The sequence below is a fragment of the Streptomyces sp. genome, from assembly GCF_035563135.1.
Classification (GTDB): domain Bacteria; phylum Actinomycetota; class Actinomycetes; order Streptomycetales; family Streptomycetaceae; genus Streptomyces.
Window position 1 is genome coordinate 1 of the sequence record NZ_DATMVN010000444.1, and the last position, 22,745, is coordinate 22,745.

Genomic DNA, 22,745 nt, shown 5'->3' on the forward strand with positions numbered 1-22,745 from the left:
GTTCCGTGAATGCGCCGCGCGCGCCCTGCTGCTGCCCCGGCGCAGCCCGGGAAAGCGCACCCCTCTGTGGCAGCAGCGTCAGCGCGCGTCCCAGCTGCTCCAGGTCGCCTCCGAGTTCGGCTCGTTCCCGATCGTCCTGGAAGCCGTCCGCGAGTGTCTCCAGGACGTCTTCGACGTTCCCGGCCTCACCGAGCTGATGGGTGACCTGGAGGCGCGCCGTATCCGTCTGGTCGAGGTGACCACGCCCGAGCCGTCACCGTTCGCCCGCTCACTCCTCTTCGGCTATGTCGCGCAGTTCCTGTACGAGGGCGACTCGCCCCTCGCCGAGAGGCGGGCGGCAGCCCTCTCGCTCGATTCGCATCTCCTGGCCGAGCTGCTGGGCCAGGCGGAGCTGCGCGAGCTGCTCGACGCCGATGTTCTCGGCGAACTGGAGCGGGAGCTTCAGTGGCTGACCGACGACAGGAGGATCAAGGACGCCGAGGGGGTCGCCGATCTGCTGCGTGTCCTGGGTCCCCTCACGGACGCCGAGCTCGCGGAGCGGGGTGCGGAGCCCGCGTGGGCGCCGGAGCTGGCGACGTCCCGGCGTGCGATCCAGGTCCGTATCGGCGGAACCGCTCACTGGGCGGCCGTCGAGGACGCGGGCCGGCTGCGCGACGCGCTCGGCACCGCCCTTCCGGTGGGGGTTCCCGAGGCGTTCACCGAGCCGGTCAAGGATCCGCTCGGTGACCTCCTCGCCCGGTACGCCCGTACGCACGGCCCGTTCACCACCACACAGGCGGCAAGCCGTTTCGGCCTCGGTCCGGCGGTCACGGACGGAGCGCTGCAACGGCTCGCCGCGTCGGGCCGCGTGGTGCAGGGTGAGTTCCACCCCGCGGGCATCGGCCAGGAGTGGTGCGATGCCACGATCCTGCGGCGGCTGCGCCGCCGTTCGCTCGCCGCGCTCCGCCAGGAGCTGGAGCCGGTTCCGCCCGCCGCCCTGGCCGGTTTCCTCCCCCAGTGGCAGCACCTCGGCGACAACAGCCTGCGCGGAATCGACGGACTGGCCCGCGCCATCGAGCAGTTGCAGGGTGCCCCCGTGCCCGCGTCCGCCCTGGAGAAGCTGATCCTGCCGAGCCGCGTAGCGGGCTACACCCCCGGCATGCTCGACGAGCTCACCACCACCGGCGAGGTCGTCTGGGCAGGCGCGGGCGCCCTCCCCGGAAAGGACGGCTGGCTCTCCCTCTATCTGGCCGACAGCGCGCCCCTGCTCCTCCCGCCGCCCCACCCGCTGGAGGAGACCGCGTTGCACGAGTCGGTCCTCACCGTCCTCTCCGGTGGGTACGGGCTCTTCTTCCGGCAGATCGCCGATCAGGTCCGGGGGACCACCCACCCGGAGTGCACCGATCCCCAGCTGGCCGACGTGCTCTGGGACCTGGTCTGGTCCGGGCGCCTCACCAACGACACGCTCGCCCCCCTGCGTTCGCTCCTCGGCTCGGGGCGCACGGCCGGCTCGACCGCGCACCGTGCGAGGCGCAGTGTGCCGCGAGGCCGTTACGGGTCGCTGACCGCGGCAGCCCGTCCCGCGTCCCGCACCGGTCCGCCGACCGTGTCGGGACGCTGGTCGCTGCTGCCCCCGGCCGAGCCCCGGCCGACCCATCGCGCGCATGCCCTGGCCCGGACGCTCCTCGACCGCCACGGTGTGGTGACCCGCGGGGCGGTGCAGGCCGAGGGTGTCGAGGGCGGGTTCTCGGCGGTCTACCGCGTCCTTGCCGCGTTCGAGGACAGCGGGCAGGCCCGCCGGGGTTACGTCGTCGAGGGGCTGGGGGCGGCCCAGTTCGCCATGGACGGTGCCGTGGACCGGCTCAGGGCGGCCTCCACCGCACGCGACCGCGCGGACCCCGGTTCGGCTTCCCGTGCGCTGGTCCTCGCGGCAGCCGATCCTGCCAACGCGTACGGGGCCGCCCTGCCCTGGCCCGAGTCGCCGGACGGCGCGGGACACAAGCCGGGCCGTAAGGCGGGAGCGCTGGTGGTCCTCGTGGACGGCGAGCTCACTCTCTACATGGAGCGCGGGGGCAGGTCTCTTCTCGCGTGGCCCACCGACCCGGCCGACCCGGCACTCCGCTCCGCGGCCGAAGCGCTCGCGTCGGCTGCCCGCGCGGGAGCGCTCGGCACGGTCACGGTGGAGCGCACCAACGGCGTCTCCTCACTCACGTCCCCGCTGGGCCGCACCTTGGAGGCCGCCGGTTTCCTCGCCACGCCGCGCGGTCTGCGGCTGCGCGCCTGAAGACGGCTCCGGCACGGACGGGGAACCAATCCGGTCCTGTCCGCGCATCATGGAGGCATGCCTGAAGGTGACACGGTCCTGCAGACCGCCCGACGTCTTGACGCGGCCCTCGCCGGCCAGGTCCTGACGGTCTTCGACCTGCGGGTCCCCCGGTTCGCCACAGCCGACCTGACCGGCCGGGACGTGGTGGACGTCACGGCGCGCGGCAAGCATCTGCTCACCCGCTTCCAGGACGGCCTCACCCTCCACAGCCACCTGCGCATGGAGGGCGCCTGGCGTGTGTACGGCCCCGGCGAGCGCTGGCGAGGCGGCCCCGGCCACCAGATCCGCGCCGTGCTCGCCACCGCGGAGCACACCGCCGTCGGCTACCGGCTGCCCGTCCTCGAACTGATCCGTACCGAGGACGAGGAGCAGGTCGTCGGCCACCTCGGCCCCGATCTGCTGGGCCCGGACTGGGACCCGGACACAGCTCTGCGCAATCTGCTCGCCGACCCCGGCCGCCGTGTCGGTGACGCTCTGCTGGACCAGCGCAATCTCGCCGGTATCGGCAACGTCTACATGTGTGAGCTCTGCTTCATGGCCCGTGCGACACCCTGGCTCCCGGTGGGCGAGCTTCCCCTGCCCCTCGCCACTCGTCTGGTCAGCACCGCCAAGCAGCTCCTGGAGGCCAACCGCGACCGTCCGGTACGGACCACGACCGCTGCGACCGCGGCGATGTCCCGCAGGCACCCACGAGAACGCCTCTTCGTCTACGGACGGGTCGGCCGCCCCTGCCTGCGCTGCCGCACACCCGTCCGCAAGGCGGTCCGCGACGACCGTCCCGCCTACTGGTGTCCGCACTGCCAGTCGGGCCCCACCGGCTAGGTCATGGACGGTGGTGACCGAGCAGGAGACCTGCGGGCAGCCCTGGGAGGACAGTGCCGCATCAGCCGGGGTCCGCCCTGTCGCGACGCCCGGCACGCCCTCTCGCCGTACCGGCCGGAAACCCGCACCGGACGCCGCTCCTTGACGGGCAGACCTCGGCCGGCGCGGCACTAGGAGGGTATGTCCGGCTGGTCCGCCCGGGGCTCGCCGTCAGGCTGCTCAGGCCGCACCACGGCCGCCACATGCACCGGCAGGAGGCTCAGTCCCCACCCTCCGGCCGTCACCGCGCCCTCGACCAGTCCCGCGTGTTCCGGCTCCAGAAGAAGGCGCAGTACCGCCCACCACCACACGCCGCCGAGGACGAGCGCCGGCCCCCGTCGCCGCACCATGGCTGCCTCCTCCGGCCGACGCCAGTACGGCACGATCCGCGACGGGAGGGCGCACCGATGCGCTACCGGCGTGCACGGCGCGAGCTGGGCGACATCGCGCGCTCCTCCGGGACCGCTGCCAGGAGCGGTGCACCCGGCTCTCCCCCGCAGTCTCCCCCGGGGCGGCGCCGGCTGCATCCTGCGGCCCCGGGCACACCGGCATGCTCCCTGCCCCCGGACGTGCCGGCGCCCCCGGGACAGGAATCCGCAGGGGCACACCGGTGGGCGGACTCTACTTGTCGTCGGTGAGGGAGTCCTTCACACCCTTGGCGCGGTCGCCGGTGGCGTCAAGGGCACCTTCCGCCTTGGCCTTGGTCTGGTCGGACTTGCCCTCGGCCTCCTTGCGGCGGTCACCGGTGACCTTGCCGGTCGCTTCCTTGGCCTTGCCCTTGAGCTTGTCCATGGCTTTCTTGTCCGTCACGGCAATTCCCTCCTCGATGTCGAGCTCAGGCACTCTCCGCCTGGAACATCCAGGCGTGCTTCTCGAGATCCGCGGTGAGTGTGATCAGGATGTCCTGGCTGATGGGGTCCGGTTCGTCCGTCGCCTCGATCCGCTCCCGCATGCGGTCGATGACCACGCGAAGGGCGTCGACCAGCACACGTACCGCGTCCACGTCCTTGATCCAGCCGTCGGGCACGGAATCGATGGCCGTGGTCTTCGCGAGCGTCCGGGACCGGCCGTCAGGGTTGACTCCGAGCGCGGAAGCCCTCTCCGCGACCGTGTCCGAGTGCTGCCGCGCCGTGTCGACGACCTCGTCGAGCTGGAGATGCACGGATCGGAAGCGGGGGCCGACCACGTTCCAGTGCACCTGCTTGGCCACCAGGGAGAGGTCGACCAGGTCGACCAGCGCGCCTTGCAGCGCGTCTCCCACGATCTTGCGGTCACCATCGGACAGGGCGCTCTTCACGACAGACATGCACTTCTCCGTTCAGATAGCTTCTCGACCAACCATCTGTCCACAATGTCACATATGGAGCTAAACGGTCATTCGGGTGGCTGTTCCGAAGAATCGCCACTCCGGCCTCACCCAGCGCCTGCCCCATGAACGGCCCCGCACACACGAGGCACACAAAAGCCCCGGCCGGCCCTTGGAAGGGCCGGCCGGGGCTTCGCACCACGAACCGTGCGGTCAGGCGGCGACGACATCCACCGCTTCCGCAGGCGCCTTGATGGTCACCCGTCCCGTCGGTACGCCGGCGACCGACGCAACAGAGACGGAATTGAGCATCGGGCGTACCGGTACAGGCACCGCATCACTGGCTGCTGCCGACTCGGCCAGCTCGGCCAGCGACAGTTCATCGCTCACCTCACGCATGAGCTCGGACATCCGTACGTCCAGCGCGTCGCAAATGGCGGAGAGCAGTTCGGAGGATGCCTCCTTCTGCCCCCGCTCCACCTCGGAGAGATAGCCGAGCGAGACTCGGGCGGACGAGGAGACTTCGCGCAGAGTACGGCCTTGGCGCTGGCGCTGCCGACGCAGCACGTCACCAAGCAGGCGACGGAGCAGAATCATCGGTGGCTCCCTCCTCGGACCGCGTAGCCGCATCCTTCACGCCCCACCGTACCGCCTCGCGCTGCGGCCGTGCGGGGAGCGATGTCGTGTTCACTCAGGGCTGCAAACATCAATTCCCCCCGTTCTGTTCCGTATCCTGTGCCCTCGCATTTTCACCGAGTTCGCCGGAGAGCAGTTCGAGCAGGCTCCGTACACTCTCCTTACGGATGTCCGCCCGCCCGCCGTTCAACCTCAGCCCGGCGACTTTCTGCACGCCGTCCGGTCCGGAAACGGCTATGAAGACCGTTCCCACGGGCTTGCCGTCCTGCGGCTCGGGCCCTGCGACCCCGGTGGTCGAGACGCCCCAGTCCGCGCCGAGAAGCCGGCGTACGCCGGAGGCCATCGACCGCGCGACGTCCGGGTCCACCGCTCCGCGCTCGTCCAGGAGTGCGCCGTCGACGCCCAGTACGTCCCGCTTCAGGGGCGTGGCATACGCCGTGACGGACCCGCGGAAGCACCGCGAGGCCCCGGGTACGGAGGTGAGCTCGGCGGCCACCAGTCCACCGGTGAGGGACTCGGCGGCCGCGAGTGACTCACCGCGCTCCTGAAGCCGCCGCAGCACCTGAGCCGCCACCGACGTCACCGCTCGGCCTCCGCGGCGTCCCTGCTGCCCGCCACGCGCTCCCCGACCGGGTCCCCGAAGGGCTTCACCACGGGCTCCACCACGTCTTCAGTCGCCCCGCCCGCTTCCCCCGCGGCGCACCGCGCGCCGGAGGTGTTCTCCGCGTCCGCCACCGCCGCGACCGCCTCCAGGGCGGCGGCCAGCCCACGGCGGCGCAGCACGACGGCCTGGCGTACGTAGTCGAGGCCGGTGACGACCGTCAGCACGACGGCGGCCATCATCACCCAGAACCGCAGGGTCGCCAGGGGGCCCGTGAGCGCGAGGACGTACATGCCCACGGCGATGCCCTGCGCCAGGGTCTTCACCTTCCCGCCTCGGCTGGCCGGGATCACCGAGTGCCGGATGACCCAGAAACGCATGAGTGTGATGCCGAGCTCACGGAAGAGGATCACGCCGGTGATCCACCACGGCAGGTCCCCGAGCGCCGACAGGCAGATCAGCGCCGCCCCCATGATCGCCTTGTCCGCGATCGGGTCGGCGATCTTCCCGAAATCGGTGACCAGGTTGTACGTGCGTGCCAGATGGCCGTCGAAGACATCGGTGATCATCGCGACGGCGAAGGCCGCCCAGGCGAACGACCGCCAGACCGGGTCGTAGCCACCGTCGTGCAGGAGCAGCATGACGAACCCCGGGACGAGCAGCAGCCGCACCATCGTGAGGATGTTCGCGATGTTCCACAGGCCGGCCTGGTTGACGGCCGCCGCGCCCAGCTTGCCGCCGCGGGGCGCCGGCGTCGCGCCGGTACCGCCTGCCGCGGTCGCCGGGGCTCCCGTCATCTGGCTGCCTCCGCAAGCTCGTGGTGTTCGGCCACGAGGTCCACTCCCTCGGTGCCCACTGCCTTCGCTTCGACCATAAGGCCCGGCACAAGGCCTTCGCGTGCGGTGAAGACGACCTGGCCGTCCGTTTCCGGTGCCTGGTGGGCTGCTCGGCCCACCGCTACGGGCCCGTCCTCCTCCGATTCCACGGACTCGACGAGGACCTGGAGCGTCTCGCCCACCCGCTCCTCGGCGCGCTGCGAGGTGAGTTCCTCGGCCAGCTGCGAGATGTGCGCGAGCCGCTCGGCGATGACGTCGGCGTCCAGCTTGTTGTCGTAGCCGACGGCCTCGGTGCCCTCCTCGTCGGAGTAGCCGAAGACCCCGATGGCGTCCAGGCGGGCGCTCGTGAGGAAGCGTTCCAGCTCGGCGAGGTCGGCCTCCGTCTCCCCGGGGAAGCCCACGATGAAGTTCGAGCGCGCGCCGGCCTGCGGCGCCTTCGTCCGAATGGTGTCCAGGAGTTCGAGGAAACGGTCCGTGTCACCGAACCGCCGCATCGCGCGCAGGACCCCGGGGGCGGAGTGCTGGAAGGAGAGATCGAAGTAGGGGGCGACCTTGGGCGTCGAGGTGAGTACGTCGATCAGCCCCGGCCGCATCTCGGCGGGCTGCAGGTAGCTGACACGGATCCGCTCGATCCCGTCGACGTCGGCCAGCTCGGGCAGCAGGGTCTCCAGGAGCCTGATGTCTCCGAGGTCCTTGCCGTACGAGGTGTTGTTCTCGGAGACGAGCATGACCTCCTTGACGCCCTGCTCGGCGAGCCAGCGGGTCTCTCCCAGGACATCGGAGGGACGCCGCGAGATGAACGAGCCGCGGAAGGAGGGGATGGCGCAGAACGAGCAGCGCCGGTCACAGCCCGAGGCGAGCTTCACCGAGGCGACGGGGCTGGTCCCCAGCCTGCGGCGCAGCGGTGCCCGCGGTCCGGAGACCGGTGCGACACCTTCCGGCAGGTCTGCGGGAGCCGGCGCGATCTCCTGGGCGTGACCGGGCAGCGCGACGGCGGCGTCCTGGCGCTCGGCCGGACTGATCGGCAGCAGCTTGCGCCGGTCGCGCGGGGTGTGGGAGGCGTGGATGCCGCCGTTGAGAATGGTCTGCAGACGGTCGGAGATGTCGGCGTAGTCGTCGAATCCGAGGACTCCGTCGGCTTCCGGCAGCGCCTCGGCGAGGTCCTTGCCGTAGCGCTCGGCCATGCAGCCGACGGCTACGACGGCCTGGGTTCTGCCGTGATCCTTCAGATCGTTCGCTTCGAGCAGGGCATCGACGGAGTCCTTCTTGGCGGCTTCGACGAACCCGCAGGTGTTGACGACGGCGACATCCGCGTCCGTGGCGTTCTCGACGAGCTCCCAGCCGTCCGCTGCCAAGCGGCCTGCGAGCTCCTCCGAGTCCACCTCGTTACGGGCGCAGCCAAGAGTGACAAGGGCGACGGTACGGCGTTCGGGCATGGGCTCAAGACTACTTCGTCCCGGCACTCACCCTGCCGAGCAGGGTTCACCGCTACGGGGAGTGACCGAACAGTCGGTGAAGCGGAGGGGCGACGCGAACGGGGAGTGCCCGGCGGTACTGCCGGGCACTCCCCGTCCGGAAAGTCCGGATGAGGGTCAGCCGACCTCGGGGTCACCCTTGGTGTACGAAAGCCGCTCGACCTGTCCTGACTCGAACTGGTCGTCGACCTTCTTGCCGTTCACGAAGAGGTCGATCGCTCCGGCATCCCCCAGGACGAGGTCGACCCGCTCCTTGTCCTGGAAGGTCTTGGTCTCGCCCTCGGCCAGCAGCCCGTCGAAGAGCAGCCGCCCGTTGTGGTCCTTGGCGGAAATCCAGCTCCTGCCCTCGGTGGCGCTCAGCCTGACCGTCACCTTGTCCAGCGGAGCTGCGGCGATGGCGCTTTCGGAGGGGGCGGGCTTGGGATCGGCGGGTTCGCTCGTGGTGGGGTCGGGAGTGGTCCTGTCGGGGGTCGATCCTTCGGCGACCTGCGCCGGGCCCGCCCCCTCGTCCTCACCGTTGAAAATCGTGAAGCCGACGAAGCCGACCACGGCGACGATCGCGGCGACCATGGCCGCGGTCCAGTTGGGCCGGCGGGGCTCGGAGCGGATCCGCTCCGCTTCGAACAGCGGGGCCACGGGCGTGGGCTCGGGACCACCACCGTGCTCGGCGTCGAAGTCCGCGATCAGCGGGCCGGGGTCGACTCCGACGGCGCGGGCGAGCATACGGATATGGCCACGGGCGTACACGTCGCCGCCGCAGCGGGAGAAGTCGTCCTCCTCGATCGCGTGCACGATGGGCATGCGCACCCGGGTGGAGCTGCTGACTTCCTCGACCGTCAGACCTGCGGCGATACGAGCCTGCTGAAGCACGCGACCGATCGAAGGCCGGTCGTCTTCGGGGGAGTTGCCGATGGACACGGGGGCGCCTTTCGAGCGTGAGCCACCTGCTGGACGTTCAGTCTAGGGGTGGTACGAAAGGGTGGGGCAACCGGGAGCGACGACTTTGTACGCCATCGGGTTCGCCGGACAGCCCCTCGGGCAGGACACAGGGCGGGGAGCGGGACGGACCATCCCACTGCTCCTCCCTTCAACTTGACGTACGGCCGGGCGAAACGGTTGCCCGCAGAACTTCTACGAAGCGGTTTCCCCGCGGATGACGGCCAGCACCCCGTCGAGTTCGTCCGGCTTCACCATGACATCGCGGGCCTTGGAACCCTCGCTGGGACCCACGATGTTGCGCGACTCCATCAGGTCCATCAGCCGGCCGGCCTTCGCGAAGCCGACCCGCAGCTTGCGCTGGAGCATCGATGTGGAGCCGAATTGTGTGGACACGACCAGTTCGGCCGCCTGACAGAGCAGATCGAGATCGTCGCCGATGTCCTCGTCGATCTCCTTCTTCTGTTTCGTGCCGGCCACCACGTCCTCACGGAAGACCGGCGCCATCTGATCCTTGCAGTGCTGGACGACGGCCGCGACCTCGGCCTCGGTGACGAAGGCCCCCTGCATGCGGGTCGGCTTGTTCGCCCCCATCGGCAGGAACAGACCGTCACCCTTTCCGATGAGCTTCTCGGCGCCGGGCTGGTCGAGGATGACCCGGCTGTCGGCGAGGGACGAGGTCGCGAAGGCGAGCCGGGAGGGCACGTTGGCCTTGATCAGGCCGGTGACGACATCGACCGACGGGCGCTGCGTGGCGAGCACCAGATGGATGCCGGCGGCGCGCGCCAGCTGGGTGATCCGCACGATGGAGTCCTCGACGTCCCGCGGGGCCACCATCATGAGGTCCGCGAGCTCGTCGACGATGACCAGCAGGTACGGATAGGGCGAGAGCTCCCGCTCGCTCCCCTCGGGTGCCTGGACCTTGCCGGCGCGTACCGCGTGGTTGAAGTCGTCGATGTGCCGGAAGCCGTAGGCCGCGAGGTCGTCGTAGCGGAGGTCCATCTCCCGCACGACCCACTGGAGTGCCTCGGCGGCCTTCTTCGGGTTGGTGATGATGGGCGTGATCAGGTGCGGAATGCCTTCGTAGGCGGTGAGCTCGACCCGCTTCGGGTCGACGAGCACCATCCGCACGTCCTCAGGGGTCGCCCGCACCATGACCGACGTGATCAGGCAGTTGATGCAGGAGGACTTGCCGGAGCCCGTCGCACCGGCGACCAGGACGTGCGGCATGTTCGCCAGGTTGGCCATCTCGTATCCGCCCTCGACGTTCTTGCCGAGTGCGACCAGCATGGGGTGGTCGTCCTCGGCCGCGTCCGCGAGGCGCAGGACGTCTCCGAGATTCACCATCTCCCGGTCGGAGTTGGGGATCTCGATACCGACGGCGGACTTGCCGGGGATCGGGGAGATGATCCGGACGTCCGGGCTTGCGACGGCGTAGGCGATGTTCTTGGTGAGGGCGGTGATCCTCTCGACCTTGACGGCGGGGCCGAGTTCCACTTCGTACCGGGTGACGGTCGGGCCGCGGGTGAAGCCGGTGACGGACGCGTCGACCTTGAACTCCGTGAAGACGGTGGTCAGCGAGGCGACGACGGCGTCGTTGGCGGCGCTGCGCGTCTTGCCGGGGCCACCGCGCTCCAGCAGGTCCAGCGAGGGCAGCGCATAGGTGATGTCGCCGGAGAGCTGGAGCTGCTCGGCACGGGCGGGCAGCGACTCTGACCGCTCGGGGACGGGTTTCGTCAGATCGGGGACGGCGCCGGAGGACGAGGCGCCGTTCGCCGCGCCCCCGTTGCCGGACGGAGCCTTCTCGGCCGACCGCGCGCCGGGGACCGGGGTACCGGTCCATTCGCCTTCCCTGTCCGTGGAGACGCCCTGGGTCAGATCGGCGACGACCGGTGACGGGGGCATGCCGTTGAGCACGGCCCCGTCGAGCGCGGCCGCCGCGGCGGCCGCGACGTCCACGGCGTCCATGGACCGGTTCATCGCCGGCTGGGCGGACGGCTTGCGGGACCGGCGCCGCCTGGCCGGCACCTCACCCTCGCCATGATCCGGGTCGTACATGCCGTCCGGCTCCGGGCGTCGCGCCGGGGAACGCCGCGAGCGCCCGGGCAGCGCTTCGCGCCACTGCTCGTCGTAACGCTCGTCGTCACTCCCGTCCTCCTCGCCGGGTACGTACACCGGGTCGACGATGCCCAGCCTGACGCCGAGCTGCCGCAGCCGTCGGGGGATCGCGTTGACCGGGGTGGCGGTGACGACCAGCAGCCCGAAGACAGTGAGCAGCAGGAGCAGCGGGACGGCGAGGACATCGCCCATCATGAAGACGAGGGGCTGGGAGGCGCCCCATCCGATCAGTCCGCCCGCGTCCTGCATGGCGTCGGTCCCGTCCTCGCGGCCGGGCGAGCCGCAGGCGATGTGGACCTGGCCGAGCACGCCGATGACGAGGGCGGAGAGCCCGATGACGATACGGCCGTTGGCCTCGGGCTTCTCCGGATAGAGGATCAGCCGCACGGCGACGGCACCCAGCAGTATCGGCACCAGCAGATCGAGCCGGCCGAACGCGCCCGTCACGAGCATCTCGACGAGATCGCCCACGGGGCCCTGCAGTCGCGACCAGGTGCCCGCCGCCACGACCAGCGCGAGGCCGAGGAGCAGCAGGGCGAGTCCGTCCTTGCGGTGTGCCGGGTCAAGTCCCTTCGCACCACGCCCTATGGAGCGGAACACCGCCCCGACGCCGTGCGCGGTGCCGAGCCAGAGCGCACGGATGAGCCTGTACACGCCGCCGGTGGGGGACGGCGCGGGCTTGGGCGCGGTTTTTCTCGCCGCCGCCTTCCTGGCGGGGGCCCTTCTGGCGGCCGCCTTTTTGACAGGCACCGTCTTCTTCGCCGCAGCCTTCTTGACGGGCGCGGATTTCTTCACCGGTCCCTGGGTACGGCCGACACCCTTCGCGGTGCCCGCCGTGCCCAGGGAACCCTTGCCGGACGTACGTGAGGCCATGTGACTGAGGTTACCGGTGCCGACGACTGTGGACACGTGTGCCTACGGCTTCACCCTTCCGTGTCGCCCTACGCGGGCGACGAACTGACGCGGTCTCAGCCGCCGCAGGTCAGCTCGGTGAGGGCAAGGTGGCCCCGGAGCCGCCCGCACCGGGCTCCAGCGCGTCGAGCGCGCGGCGCAGACCGGTGAGCTTGCGCTCCAGATGGGCGGCGGTGGCCACGGCGGCCGCGTCCGCCGATTCGTCGTCCAACTGCTTGGAGAGGGCCTCCGCCTGCTCCTCGACCGCGGCGAGCCGCGCCGAGAGCTCGGCGAGCAGGCCGGCCGGCTCCTTCTCGTCGGCGTTCCGGTGGGCGCCGCCTTCGAGCTGGAGCCGCAGCAGCGCCGCCTGTTCGCGCAGCTGGCAGTTCTTCATGTACAGCTCGACGAAGACCGAGACCTTGGCGCGCAGCACCCAGGGGTCGAAGGGCTTCGAGATGTAGTCCACCGCGCCCGCCGCGTAACCCCGGAAGGTGTGATGCGGGCCGTGGTTGATCGCGGTCAGGAAGATGATCGGGATGTCCCGGGTCCGCTCCCGCCGCTTGATGTGCGCGGCGGTCTCGAAACCGTCCATGCCGGGCATCTGTACATCCAGCAGAATGACCGCGAAATCGTCCGTGAGCAGCGCCTTGAGCGCTTCCTCCCCTGACGATGCCCGTACCAGTGTCTGATCGAGCGCAGAGAGGATGGCCTCCAGCGCCAGCAGATTCTCCGGCCGGTCATCGACCAGGAGGATCTTGGCCTTCTGCACCATGGCCCGTCCTCCTCGTCCCGGAATCGCACCGGGTGCCGCCCCAGGGGACGACTCCCTTACGCCGTCCGTCCTTGTGCCGGTCATGGTAGCCGCACCCCGCCCGTCACCACACCCTGTCACCGCGATGTCACTGTGCACATAACGAAAACGCGGTCGGAGACCAGAAGGTTCCCCGGAATCGGCACACTCACACCCCCCGGACACAGCCGTCCGGCAGAGTCCGGTGCTCCTCCCACCGCCCGGTCACTCTCCGCGCATCCAATTCTCCATCACCGACAGCAGATGGTCGGAATCGACCGGCTTGGTCACGTAGTCGGAGGCTCCGCAGTCGATCGCCTTCTCACGGTCGCCCTTCATGGCCTTGGCGGTCAGCGCGACGATCGGCAGCCCCGAGAACTGCGGCATCCGGCGAATCGCCGTCGTCGTCGCGTAACCGTCCATCTCCGGCATCATGATGTCCATCAAGACGATCGTCACATCATCGTGCTGCTCAAGGACTTCGATACCCTCGCGCCCGTTCTCCGCGTACAGCACCGACAGTCCGTGCTGCTCCAGCACGCTGGTGAGGGCGAAGACATTGCGGATGTCGTCATCGACGATCAGCACCTTCTCCCCGTGGAAGCGGAACGTCCGGCGGGCTTCCGGCGCCTCCTGGGCGCTCTGCACCCATTCCTCCGGCGCCGCGGCCTCCTCCTCGGACCTGCCGTTCGGCAGGGCGGGGCGCTGCGCCGCACCGCCCAGGGTCTTGCGCCGGCGCCTGAAGACCCCGGCGGAGGCGGCAGGATCCCCCAGAGGCTGCTCGGTCCCGGGACCCTGCGGTGCCTCCAGGTGCAGGGCGCCCTCGACGGAACCGGCGTGGACCTCGATGGGGCCGGGCCCCGTCTGCGGATAGCCCTGCGGAGGCAGCTCGCTCGGGTGCAGGGGCAGGTACAGCGTGAAGGTCGAGCCACGACCCGGTTCGCTCGCCGCGTGGATCTCGCCGCCCAGCAGACGGGCGATCTCCCGGCTGATGGAGAGACCGAGGCCGGTTCCCCCGTACTTGCGGCTGGTCGTACCGTCCGCCTGCTTGAACGCCTCGAAGATCACCAGCATCTTGCTGGACGCGATGCCGATTCCGGTGTCGGTGACCGAGAAGGCGATCAGGTCGCCGTCGGCGTCACGCAGTGAGCCGGCCTCCAGCAGGTGTTCCCTGATGGCGTTCGGCACGTCGGATCCGGCCGGCCGGATGACCAGCTCCACGGCGCCGCTGTCGGTGAACTTCACCGCGTTGGACAGGAGGTTGCGCAGGACCTGCAGCAGCCGCTGCTCGTCCGTGTGCAGCGTGGCGGGAAGCTCCGGAGACACCCTTACCGAGAAGTCGAGCCCCTTCTCCGCGGTGAGCGGGCGGAACGTCGCCTCCACGTAGTCGACCAACTGCACCAGGGCGATCCTGGTCGGGCTGACGTCCATCTTGCCCGCCTCGACCTTGGACAGGTCGAGGATGTCGTTGATCAGCTGGAGCAGGTCGGAACCCGCTCCGTGGATCGTCTCGGCGAACTCCACCTGTTTCGGCGAGAGATTGCTCTCGGCGTTGTCCGCGAGCAGCTTGGCCAGGATGAGCAGCGAGTTGAGCGGCGTGCGCAGCTCGTGCGACATGTTGGCCAGGAACTCGGACTTGTAGCGCATCGAGACGGCGAGCTGCTCGGCGCGCTCCTCCAGGACCTGCCGCGCCTCCTCGATCTCGGTGTTCTTCACCTCGATGTCCCGGTTCTGCTGCGCGAGCAGTTCCGCCTTCTCCTCCAGCTCGGCGTTGGATGCCTGCAGCGCCTTCTGCCGGTTCTCCAGCTCCTGCGAACGGTCGCGCAGCTGCTCGGTGAGCTCCTGGGACTGTTCGAGGAGCTTCTCGGTCTTCGTGTTGACGCTGATGGTGTTGACGCTCGTGGCGATCATCTCGGCGAGCTGGTTGAGGAAGTCCCGCTGGATGTGTGTGAACGGCTGGAAGGACGCCAGTTCGATGACACCGAGCACCTGGCCCTCGAAGAGCACCGGCAGCACGATCACGTGTGCGGGCGGCGCCTCACCGAGCCCGGAGGAGATCTTCAGATAGCCCGGCGGCACGTTGTCCACCTGGATCGTCCGCTTCTCCACGGCCGCCGTGCCGATGAGGGTCTCACCGGGCCGGAAGGAGGTCGGCATGGAGCCCGCCGAATAGCCGTAACTTCCGCGCATACGCAGCTCGTACGCGTTCTCGTTGCCGGCGTCCGGCCCGACCTCGTCCCCGTCGCCGGTGGTCATGGCCAGGAAGAACGCACCGTGCTGGGCCGAGACGACCGGCGTCAGCTCGCTCATGATCAGCGACGCCACGTCGTCCAGATCCCGGCGGCCCTGCATCAGACCGGAGATACGGGCGAGGTTGCCCTTGAGCCAGTCCTGCTCCTTGTTGGCCAGCGTGGTGTCGCGCAGATTGGCGATCATCGTATTGATGTTGTCCTGCAGCACCTGGATCTCGCCGGCGGCGTCGACATCGATCTTGAGGTTGAGATCGCCGCGGGTCACCGCGGTGGCGACGGCCGCGATGGCGCGCACCTGACGGGTCAGGTTCCCCGCCATCTCGTTCACCGACTCGGTGAGGTCCCGCCAGGTCCCGTCGACGTCCCGGACCCGGGCCTGCCCGCCCAGCTGTCCCTCGGTGCCCACCTCACGGGCCACCCGGGTCACCTGCTCGGCGAACGAGGAGAGCTGGTCGACCATCGTGTTGATGGTGTTCTTCAGTTCCTGGATCTCACCACGCGCATCGATGTCGATCTTCTTGGTCAGATCGCCCTTGGCGATGGCGGTGGTGACCGTGGCGATCTGGCGTACCTGCCCCGTCAGGTTGGACGCCATCGAGTTCACCGACTCGGTGAGGTCCTTCCAGGTGCCCGAGACGCCCGGGACGCGTGCCTGGCCGCCCAGTTCACCCTCGGTGCCCACCTCGCGCGCCACCCGGGTCACCTCGTCCGCGAACGAGGACAGGGTCGTCACCATCGTGTTGACGGTGTCGGCGAGTTCGGCGACCTCGCCGCGTGCCTCGACCGTCACCTTCTTCGTGAGGTCGCCGTTGGCGACCGCGGAGGAGACCCGGGAGATGTTGCGCACCTGACTGGTCAGGTTGTTGGCCATCAGGTTGACGTTGTCGCTGAGGTCCTTCCAGATGCCGGTCGCACCCCGCACCCGGGCCTGGCCGCCGAGGATGCCCTCGGTGCCCACCTCACGGGCGACCCTCGTCACCTCGTCGGCGAAGTTGAGCAGCTGGTCGACCATCGTGTTGACCGTCGTCACCAGTTCGAGGATCTCGCCCTTGGCGTCGACGGTGATCTTCTTGGACAGGTCGCCCTTGGCGACCGCCGTGGTCACTTCGGCGATGTTGCGCACCTGGAGGGTCAGGTTGTTCGCCATGCCGTTGACGGACTGGGTGAGGTCCTTCCACGTGCCGGAGACGCCCTGCACCTCCGCCTGGCCGCCCAGGATGCCCTCCGTGCCCACCTCACGGGCCACCCGGGTCACCTGCTCCGCGAAGTTCGACAGCTGGTCGACCATGGTGTTGAGGGTGTTCTTCAGCTCCAGGATCTCGCCCCGGGCGTCCACGTCGATCTTCTGCGACAGGTCACCCCGCGCCACCGCCGTGGCGACCTGCGCGATGTTGCGGACCTGAGCGGTGAGGTTGCCCGCCATGCCGTTCACCGAGTCGGTCAGATCACGCCAGACACCCGCCACACCGGGGACCTGGGCCTGGCCGCCGAGGCGGCCGTCCGTGCCCACCTCCCGCGCCACCCGCGTCACCTGGTCGGCGAAGGCGGAGAGCTGGTCGACCATCGTGTTGATGGTGTTCTTCAGCTCCAGGATCTCGCCCCGGGCGTCCACGTCGATCTTCTGCGACAGGTCACCCCGCGCCACCGCCGTGGTCACCTGGGCGATCTGGCGCACCTGGGAGGTCAGGTTCCCGGCCATGAAGTTGACGGAGTCGGTGAGCTCCTTCCACGTACCGGAGACACCGTCGACGCGCGCCTGGCCGCCCAGGCGGCCCTCCGTGCCCACGTCCCGGGCCATCCGCGTCACCTGGTCGGCGAAGTTGGACAGCTGCGCCACCATCGTGTTGACGGTGTTCTTCAGCTCCAGCATCTCGCCGGCCACATCGACGGTGACCTTCTGCGACAGATCGCCGTTGGCGACCGCCGTGGTCACCTGCGCGATGTCACGCACCTGGCCCGTGAGGTTACGGAACGCGGTGTTCACCGAGTCGGTGAGGTCCTTCCAGGTCCCCGCCGCCCCCGGTACCTCGGCCTGGCCGCCGAGACGGCCTTCGACCCCGACCTCCCGCGCGACCCGGGTCACCTCCGAACCGAAGGCCTGGAGCTGGTCGACCATCGTGTTGACGGTGTTCTTCAGCTCCAGCATCTCACCGGCCACATCGACGGTGACCTTCTGCGTCATGTCACCACTGGCCACAGCGGTGGTCACCTGCGCGATGTCACGCACCTGGGTCGTCAGGTTCCGGAAGACCGTGTTCACCGAATCGGTGAGGTCCTTCCAGGTGCCCGCGGCACCCGGCACCTGGGCCTGGCCTCCGAGCAGGCCCTCGCCACCGACCTCGCTCGCCACGCGTGTCACTTCGTCGGCGAAGGTACGCAGCGTCTCGGTCATCTGGTTGATCGTCTCGGCGAGCTGCGCGACCTCGCCCCGGGCGCTCACCGTGACCTTCTGGGACAGATCGCCGTTGGCGACCGCCGTCGTCACCTCGGCGATGCCGCGCACCTGCGACGTGAGGTTCCCGGCCATCGTGTTGACGGAGTCGGTGAGGTCCTTCCAGACCCCGGCCACCCCCGGCACCGTCGCCTGTCCGCCCAGCTCCCCCTCGGTGCCCACCTCGCGGGCGACCCGGGTCACCTCGGAGGAGAACGACGACAGCTGGTCCACCATCGTGTTGACGGTGTTCTTCAGCTGGAGCATCTCACCGGCCACATGGACGGTGACCTTCCGCGACAGGTCCCCCTTGGCCACGGCCGTCGTCACCAGGGCGATGTCGCGCACCTGTGCGGTCAGCCGGTAGGCCATGGTGTTCACGGAGTCCGTGAGGTCCTTCCACGACCCGGACATGCCCCGCACCTGGGCCTGTCCGCCCAGCTTGCCCTCGGTGCCCACCTCGACCGCGACCCGCGTCACCTGTTCGGTGAACGCGGACAGCTGGTCGACCAGGTTGTTGACGGTGCGGGCGACCTTCAGGAACTCCCCGCGCAGCGGGCGTACGGTCTCGTCCGCCGCATGGGTGCGCAGTTCCATCCGCTGTTCGAGATCACCGTCGGCGACCGCGGAGAGCACCCGTCCGACTTCGGAGACGGGTCGCGCCAGATCGTCGACGAGCTCGTTGGAAGCGTCGATCGCAGCCGCCCAGGAGCCCTCGCAGGCGCCGGTCTCCAGGCGCTCGGTGAGCTTTCCCTCGCGTCCGACCACGCGTCGCACCCGGGCGAGTTCACCCGTCAGGTGCAGGTTCCGGTCGGCCACCTCGTTGAAGACCGCGGCGATCTCCGTGAGCACGCCGTCGCCGGAGACGGTGAGCCGCCTGCGGAAGTTCCCGTCACGCATCGCCACGAGGGCCGCGAGCAGTCTGTTGAGAGCTGCCGCATCCACATCGATGGTCCCATTGCGCTGCTTTTTCACGGACTGCCCGCCTTTTGTGCGCGTTCCTGAACCCCGCGCCGCCACGCCAGACTCCACCGTGTCCCTCCCGCAGGGGTTGACCGTATCGCTAGGGCCGTTGCCGGAAGCTTGCCCACTTCCACTTTCGCTCACCGCCACAGCACACCGTTGACGGGTGACTATGCGGTCGTCAAATCGTTGAAACGTACCAGGCCGGAACGGGAGGGCGGGGAAGGTCTCATGGTCGTCCCATTTCCCTCACCGGGTGACCCAGGTTGTGCGCCCGGCGCACAACCGCCGGAAGCTCCGCGTGCCCGAGTCCGCCCTCGTGTACCCGGGACGCCTGGCGAGCGTCTAGCCTGGCAGTCGAATCGAAGCGGCGACATACGGGCACAGGACTCGGGGAGCGACGAGACACCAAATGGGGAGTGCTGTGATCACCGCGCGCGCGGCTGCCACCTTCGATCCGGTCGGACGCTCGGTCGCGACCGCCCGCGCTTTCGTCCGCGACACCCTTCAGGGGTGGGGTTACACGGACGTCGTCGATGACGCCGTCGTCCTTACCAGTGAACTCGTGACCAATGCGGTCGTGCATGCCGGCACGGCCGCCGATGTGCTCTGCCTGCGCACCGAGGACGGCGTGCGCGTCGAGGTCTCCGACCACTACCCGGAGCGCGAGGTCCCGCTCCAGAGCTCAGGCCTCGATTTCGGCAGCCCGGACCGGGAGGGCGGCCGCGGCCTGCTGCTCTGCGCCGCTCTCGCCTCCCGCTGGGGTGTCGAGTACACCCCGGCGCACAAACATGTCTGGTTCCAGCTGGATCTTCCCGAGCGCCCCGTGGGCATCCGCTCTGCGAGCCCGGTCCTGCCCACCGCACTCCTGCCGGTGGCGGAACGGCGCGTGCGGGTGGCCGTCGTCCAGATCGACGGCTCCGGGTCCATCGTCTCGTGGAACGACGACGCCTCCTTCCTCTTCGGATACGCCGCGGAGAAGGTCGACGGCAAGCAGTTCACCGACTTCGTGGCGTGGCCGCACACCCCGGGCACCAACACCGGTATCGCCGAAGCGCTGCAACTCTCCCGGTGGGAGGGCAGCTACGGCATCCGCGGAGCCGACGGTCGCGTCATCCCGGTGTACGCCTCGCACCTCAGGGTCCGCGACGCCGACGGTGAGCCCTCCACCGTCTGCCTCCTCGTACGCGACTACGAACGCGCCGTGCTCCAGACACCCGTCCGCGCGCCCGTCTCCGACACGTCGGCCGAGAACCGCAGCACGGACCCGTTCGAAATCTTCATCGGCTCCCCCGCCCCCGACGACCTCGACGGACTGCTGCAGCGCACGGTCGAGCGGGCACGCGACATGCTCGACGCCGACGCCGCGTTCCTGCTGCTGGCCACCGACGACGAGACCGAACTGGAGGTCCGCGCGACCACCGGCCTCCCCTCGGCCCGCCAGCGCTTCGCCCGGGTCCCCGTGGAGGCCGGGACGGGCCGCTACGGCTCCGCCCGCATGCCCGCCGTCCACGAGGACCTCACCGTCGTACCGGGCGCCGTGCCGCTGCTCAGTGACACCGGAATGCGTTCGGTCGTCACGGTCCCACTCAAGGTCGAGGGCCGTCTCACGGGCTCCCTCGGGGTCGCGGCCGAAGCCGCCGGGCGCTACTCCAACGAGGAGGCCCTGCGCCTGCAGTTCGCAGCGGACCGCATCGCGCTGGCCGTCGAGTCGGCCAGGCTCGGCGAGCTGGAACGTCTGCGCCGCGGCTCGCTGTCCTTCCTCGTCGAGGCGTCGGACCTGCTGGCAGGAACACTGGACAGGGACCAGACCCTGGCGCTGATGGCCCAGATGACCGTGCCCACGCTGGCCACGTGGTGCGCCGTCTACACCATCGCGGACCAGTCCTCGGAGCCCTTCCTCTCCTACGTCCTCCACGAGGACGAGGAACGCATCGACGGCCTGAAGGACCTGCTCTCCTCCATCGACCCGCCGGATCCCGTCCCGGCCCCAGGCGCCCGCATCTGGCCTGCACCCACGGAAGCCGGCCGTCAGGCCGCCCTGCGCACGTCCAAGCGCACCCTGGGCAGGGACGCGCCCCTGAGCATGGGGGCGGCCACCCGCACCATCCTGGCCACGGCGGTTGCCGTGGGAGGCGAGACCGTGGTCCTGCCACTGGTGGCAAGGAACCGCGTCATCGGCATGCTCACGCTCGGCAAGCCGTCCGACGAGCACTTCCGCCAGGAAATCCTGGAGCTGGCCGAGGACCTTTCCCGGCGGGCCGCCCTGGCCCTGGACAACGCCCGCCTGTACTCGGAGCGCATGGCCATCAGCCAGTCGCTCCAGCGCAGCCTGCTGCCGCCCGGCCTGCCCGAGGTGCCCAACGTGGAGATCGAGGTCATCTACCGTGCGGCGGGCGAGGGCAACGAGGTCGGCGGCGACTTCTACGACGTCTTCCCCATCCGCGACGGCGCCTACGGCTTCGCCATCGGCGACGTCTGCGGTACGGGCCCGGAGGCCGCAGCGGTCACGGGCCTCGCCCGGCACGCCCTGCGTCTGCTGGCCCGCGAGGGGTTCGGCGGCCCCGCAGTGCTGGAGCGGCTCAATGCCGCCATCCTGGACGAGGGCGCACGCAGCCGCTTCCTCACACTGCTCTACGGGGAGCTGTGGCCCCAGGAGGACGGCAGCGCCCTCCTGAAGGTGGTCTGCGCCGGCCACCCACTTCCTCTGCGTCTGCGCCAGGACGGCACCGTGGAGGCCGCTGCCGAGCCCCAGCCGCTGCTGGGAGTCATCGAGGACCTCGAGCTGTACGAGCAGGAGGTCACTCTGGAGCACGGTGATGTGCTCCTGTGTGTGACCGACGGGGTCACCGAACGCCGTGAGGGTGCCCGCATGCTGGGTGACGACGGGCTGGCCGACGTCCTCGCCGTGTGCACGGGCCTGACGGCCGGCGCGGTCGCGGGGCGCATCCTGCGGGCCGTCGAGCGCTTCGCCGCGGAGCCCGCATCCGACGACATGGCCATCCTGGCCATGCGCGTCCCGGAGCCGCAGAGTGTCTGAGGCCGTGCTCCCTCGGCCCGGGCGGCCGTTGTCCGGGCCGAGCCCGGCAGCGGCTGCCTGAGACGTGGGTGCCTGATCAGCGGCACGCGCCGGAACACCGGTACCGGGTCGTCAGGCGGCACCGGTGTGACGAGCAGAGGACACGCCCCGGCCGGCTTCTACTCGCTGTGCACGATCTGGATCAGGTTGCCGCAGGTGTCGTCCAGCACCGCAGTGGTGACCGGCCCCATCTGCAGCGGTTCCTGGGTGAACTGCACCCCGAGCCCACGCAGCCGGCCGAACTCCGCGGGTACGTCGTCCACGGCGAAGGACGCGGCCGGGATGCCGTCCTTGACCAGCGCCTCCTTGTACGGCTTCACCGCGGGGTGGCCGTCGGGCTCCAGCAGCAGTTCGGTTCCGTCGGGGGCCTCGGGCGAGACCACGGTCAGCCACCGGTCCTCCCCCAGCGGGACCTCGGTCTTCTTCACGAAGCCCAGTACGTCCGTGTAGAAGCGGAGCGCCTTGTCCTGGTCGTCGACGAAGACGCTGGAAAGGTGGATCTTCATGGGGTGCTCTCCGGGGAATCAGGCCTGAGCCATCGGGCGGCGATGCGCTCAAGGGGTTCGGTGTTCAGGTCGTGGAACTTGTAACGGCCCTGCCGCCGCGAACGGACCAGATCTGCGGATTCCAGGACGGCCAGGTGCTGGCTGATCGCCTGGCGGGACAGCCCCAGGCCGTGCTTGGTCACCAGCCGCGCGCAGATCTCGAACAGCGTCTGGCCGTTCCGATCCACCAACTCGTCCAGGATCCGCCGACGAGTGGGGTCGGCAAGGGCCTTGTAGACATCCTCCGCCATGGAGAACAGCTTAGGCAAGTATCAACTTGCCTATCAAGTGAAGGGCCCCGCCCCTCCAGGACATCCTCAGCGGGGAGTGGGGGCAGAGACAGCTCACCCACATCCGCCGACGGGGCTTGTCCCCGCTGTTCTGGTTCCCCGGTCGGTACGCGCCCGCCCCAGGGCCGGCCACCGGCCACTGACGCGGCTTCTGAGCTTGCCGGCGACGACATCTGCCGGGTCCCCAACTCCACTGTCCGTACGGCACCCCGTCACGCTGTTTCTGCGCATTGGGGCTCAACGCAGAGAAGGCCCCCGCCACTGGCGGGGGCCTTCTCTGCGTTGAGCCCCAATGCGGAATCGAACCGCAGACCTTCTCCTTACCATGGAGACGCTCTACCGACTGAGCTATTGGGGCCTGCTGCCTTGCGGCAACGAGGTAAAGCATACCCCGAACTCGGGGGTACTCAGAACCATTCGTTCCCAGGAA

Annotated in this window: 16 protein-coding genes and 1 tRNA gene; 3 read left to right on the top strand and 14 right to left on the bottom strand. The window is 69.5% G+C overall.

All coding sequences use genetic code 11. From position 1 onward, the window contains the following. Together VN520_RS19610 and VN520_RS19615 are read left to right on the top strand one after the other, a co-directional pair. The coding region (locus tag VN520_RS19610; RefSeq protein WP_422664561.1) for an Lhr family helicase at positions 1-2,263 on the top strand (2,263 nt) is incomplete at its 5' end. 57 nt (positions 2,264-2,320) lie between these two features. Then, positions 2,321-3,127, top strand: a complete 807-nt coding sequence (locus VN520_RS19615; RefSeq protein WP_325748228.1) for an Fpg/Nei family DNA glycosylase — start codon at positions 2,321-2,323, stop codon at positions 3,125-3,127. 170 nt (positions 3,128-3,297) lie between these two features. Here VN520_RS19615 and VN520_RS19620 read toward each other — a convergent pair whose 3' ends face one another. From VN520_RS19620 to VN520_RS19670, 11 genes are all read right to left on the bottom strand, one after another. Then, positions 3,298-3,516: a hypothetical protein gene (locus VN520_RS19620; RefSeq protein WP_325748229.1), complete on the bottom strand. Its 219-nt coding sequence runs from the start codon at positions 3,514-3,516 to the stop codon at positions 3,298-3,300. Between the two features lie 271 nt (positions 3,517-3,787). Beyond that, on the bottom strand, positions 3,788-3,976 hold the full coding sequence (locus VN520_RS19625; RefSeq protein WP_325748230.1) for a CsbD family protein: 189 nt from the start codon (positions 3,974-3,976) through the stop codon (positions 3,788-3,790). Positions 3,977-4,001: 25 nt separating this feature from the next. Next, positions 4,002-4,472 (bottom strand): DNA starvation/stationary phase protection protein, encoded by a 471-nt coding sequence (locus VN520_RS19630; RefSeq protein ID WP_325748231.1) that lies wholly within the window; start codon positions 4,470-4,472, stop codon positions 4,002-4,004. 213 nt (positions 4,473-4,685) lie between these two features. Next, complete coding sequence (locus VN520_RS19635) at positions 4,686-5,069, bottom strand: helix-turn-helix domain-containing protein (protein ID WP_014153702.1); 384 nt, start codon at positions 5,067-5,069, stop codon at positions 4,686-4,688. A 109-nt stretch (positions 5,070-5,178) separates the two neighbouring features. Then, a complete protein-coding gene (locus VN520_RS19640) occupies positions 5,179-5,691 on the bottom strand; it encodes a nicotinamide-nucleotide amidohydrolase family protein (protein ID WP_325748232.1) in 513 nt (170 codons plus the stop codon). Then, entirely contained in the window at positions 5,688-6,506 is an 819-nt protein-coding gene (pgsA, locus tag VN520_RS19645; protein ID WP_325748233.1) for a CDP-diacylglycerol--glycerol-3-phosphate 3-phosphatidyltransferase, read from the bottom strand. The genes VN520_RS19640 and pgsA overlap by 4 nt, the downstream gene beginning before the upstream one ends. Continuing rightward, on the bottom strand, positions 6,503-7,981 hold the full coding sequence (rimO, locus tag VN520_RS19650) for a 30S ribosomal protein S12 methylthiotransferase RimO (protein ID WP_325748234.1): 1,479 nt from the start codon (positions 7,979-7,981) through the stop codon (positions 6,503-6,505). Before rimO ends, pgsA begins: the two co-directional genes overlap by 4 nt. A gap of 156 nt (positions 7,982-8,137) precedes the next feature. Beyond that, positions 8,138-8,938 (bottom strand): helix-turn-helix domain-containing protein, encoded by an 801-nt coding sequence (locus VN520_RS19655; RefSeq protein WP_325748235.1) that lies wholly within the window; start codon positions 8,936-8,938, stop codon positions 8,138-8,140. Between the two features lie 213 nt (positions 8,939-9,151). Continuing rightward, complete coding sequence (locus VN520_RS19660) at positions 9,152-11,947, bottom strand: DNA translocase FtsK (RefSeq protein WP_325748236.1); 2,796 nt, start codon at positions 11,945-11,947, stop codon at positions 9,152-9,154. Positions 11,948-12,056: 109 nt separating this feature from the next. Next, entirely contained in the window at positions 12,057-12,737 is a 681-nt protein-coding gene (locus VN520_RS19665) for a response regulator (RefSeq protein ID WP_325748237.1), read from the bottom strand. A gap of 243 nt (positions 12,738-12,980) precedes the next feature. After that, a complete protein-coding gene (locus tag VN520_RS19670; RefSeq protein ID WP_325748238.1) occupies positions 12,981-18,413 on the bottom strand; it encodes a HAMP domain-containing protein in 5,433 nt (1,810 codons plus the stop codon). A 400-nt stretch (positions 18,414-18,813) separates the two neighbouring features. On the opposite strand from VN520_RS19670, the gene VN520_RS19675 reads away from it, so the two are divergent. Beyond that, entirely contained in the window at positions 18,814-21,441 is a 2,628-nt protein-coding gene (locus VN520_RS19675; protein ID WP_325748239.1) for a SpoIIE family protein phosphatase, read from the top strand. A gap of 158 nt (positions 21,442-21,599) precedes the next feature. On the opposite strand, the gene VN520_RS19680 is transcribed toward VN520_RS19675, so the two are convergent. The 3 genes from VN520_RS19680 to VN520_RS19690 form a co-directional block, all read right to left on the bottom strand. Beyond that, entirely contained in the window at positions 21,600-21,986 is a 387-nt protein-coding gene (locus VN520_RS19680; RefSeq protein ID WP_325748240.1) for a VOC family protein, read from the bottom strand. Beyond that, on the bottom strand, positions 21,983-22,276 hold the full coding sequence (locus tag VN520_RS19685) for a metalloregulator ArsR/SmtB family transcription factor (RefSeq protein ID WP_325748241.1): 294 nt from the start codon (positions 22,274-22,276) through the stop codon (positions 21,983-21,985). Before VN520_RS19685 ends, VN520_RS19680 begins: the two co-directional genes overlap by 4 nt. Positions 22,277-22,600: 324 nt before the next feature. Further along, a tRNA-Thr gene (locus tag VN520_RS19690) sits at positions 22,601-22,673 on the bottom strand. Positions 22,674-22,745 lie beyond the last annotated feature (72 nt).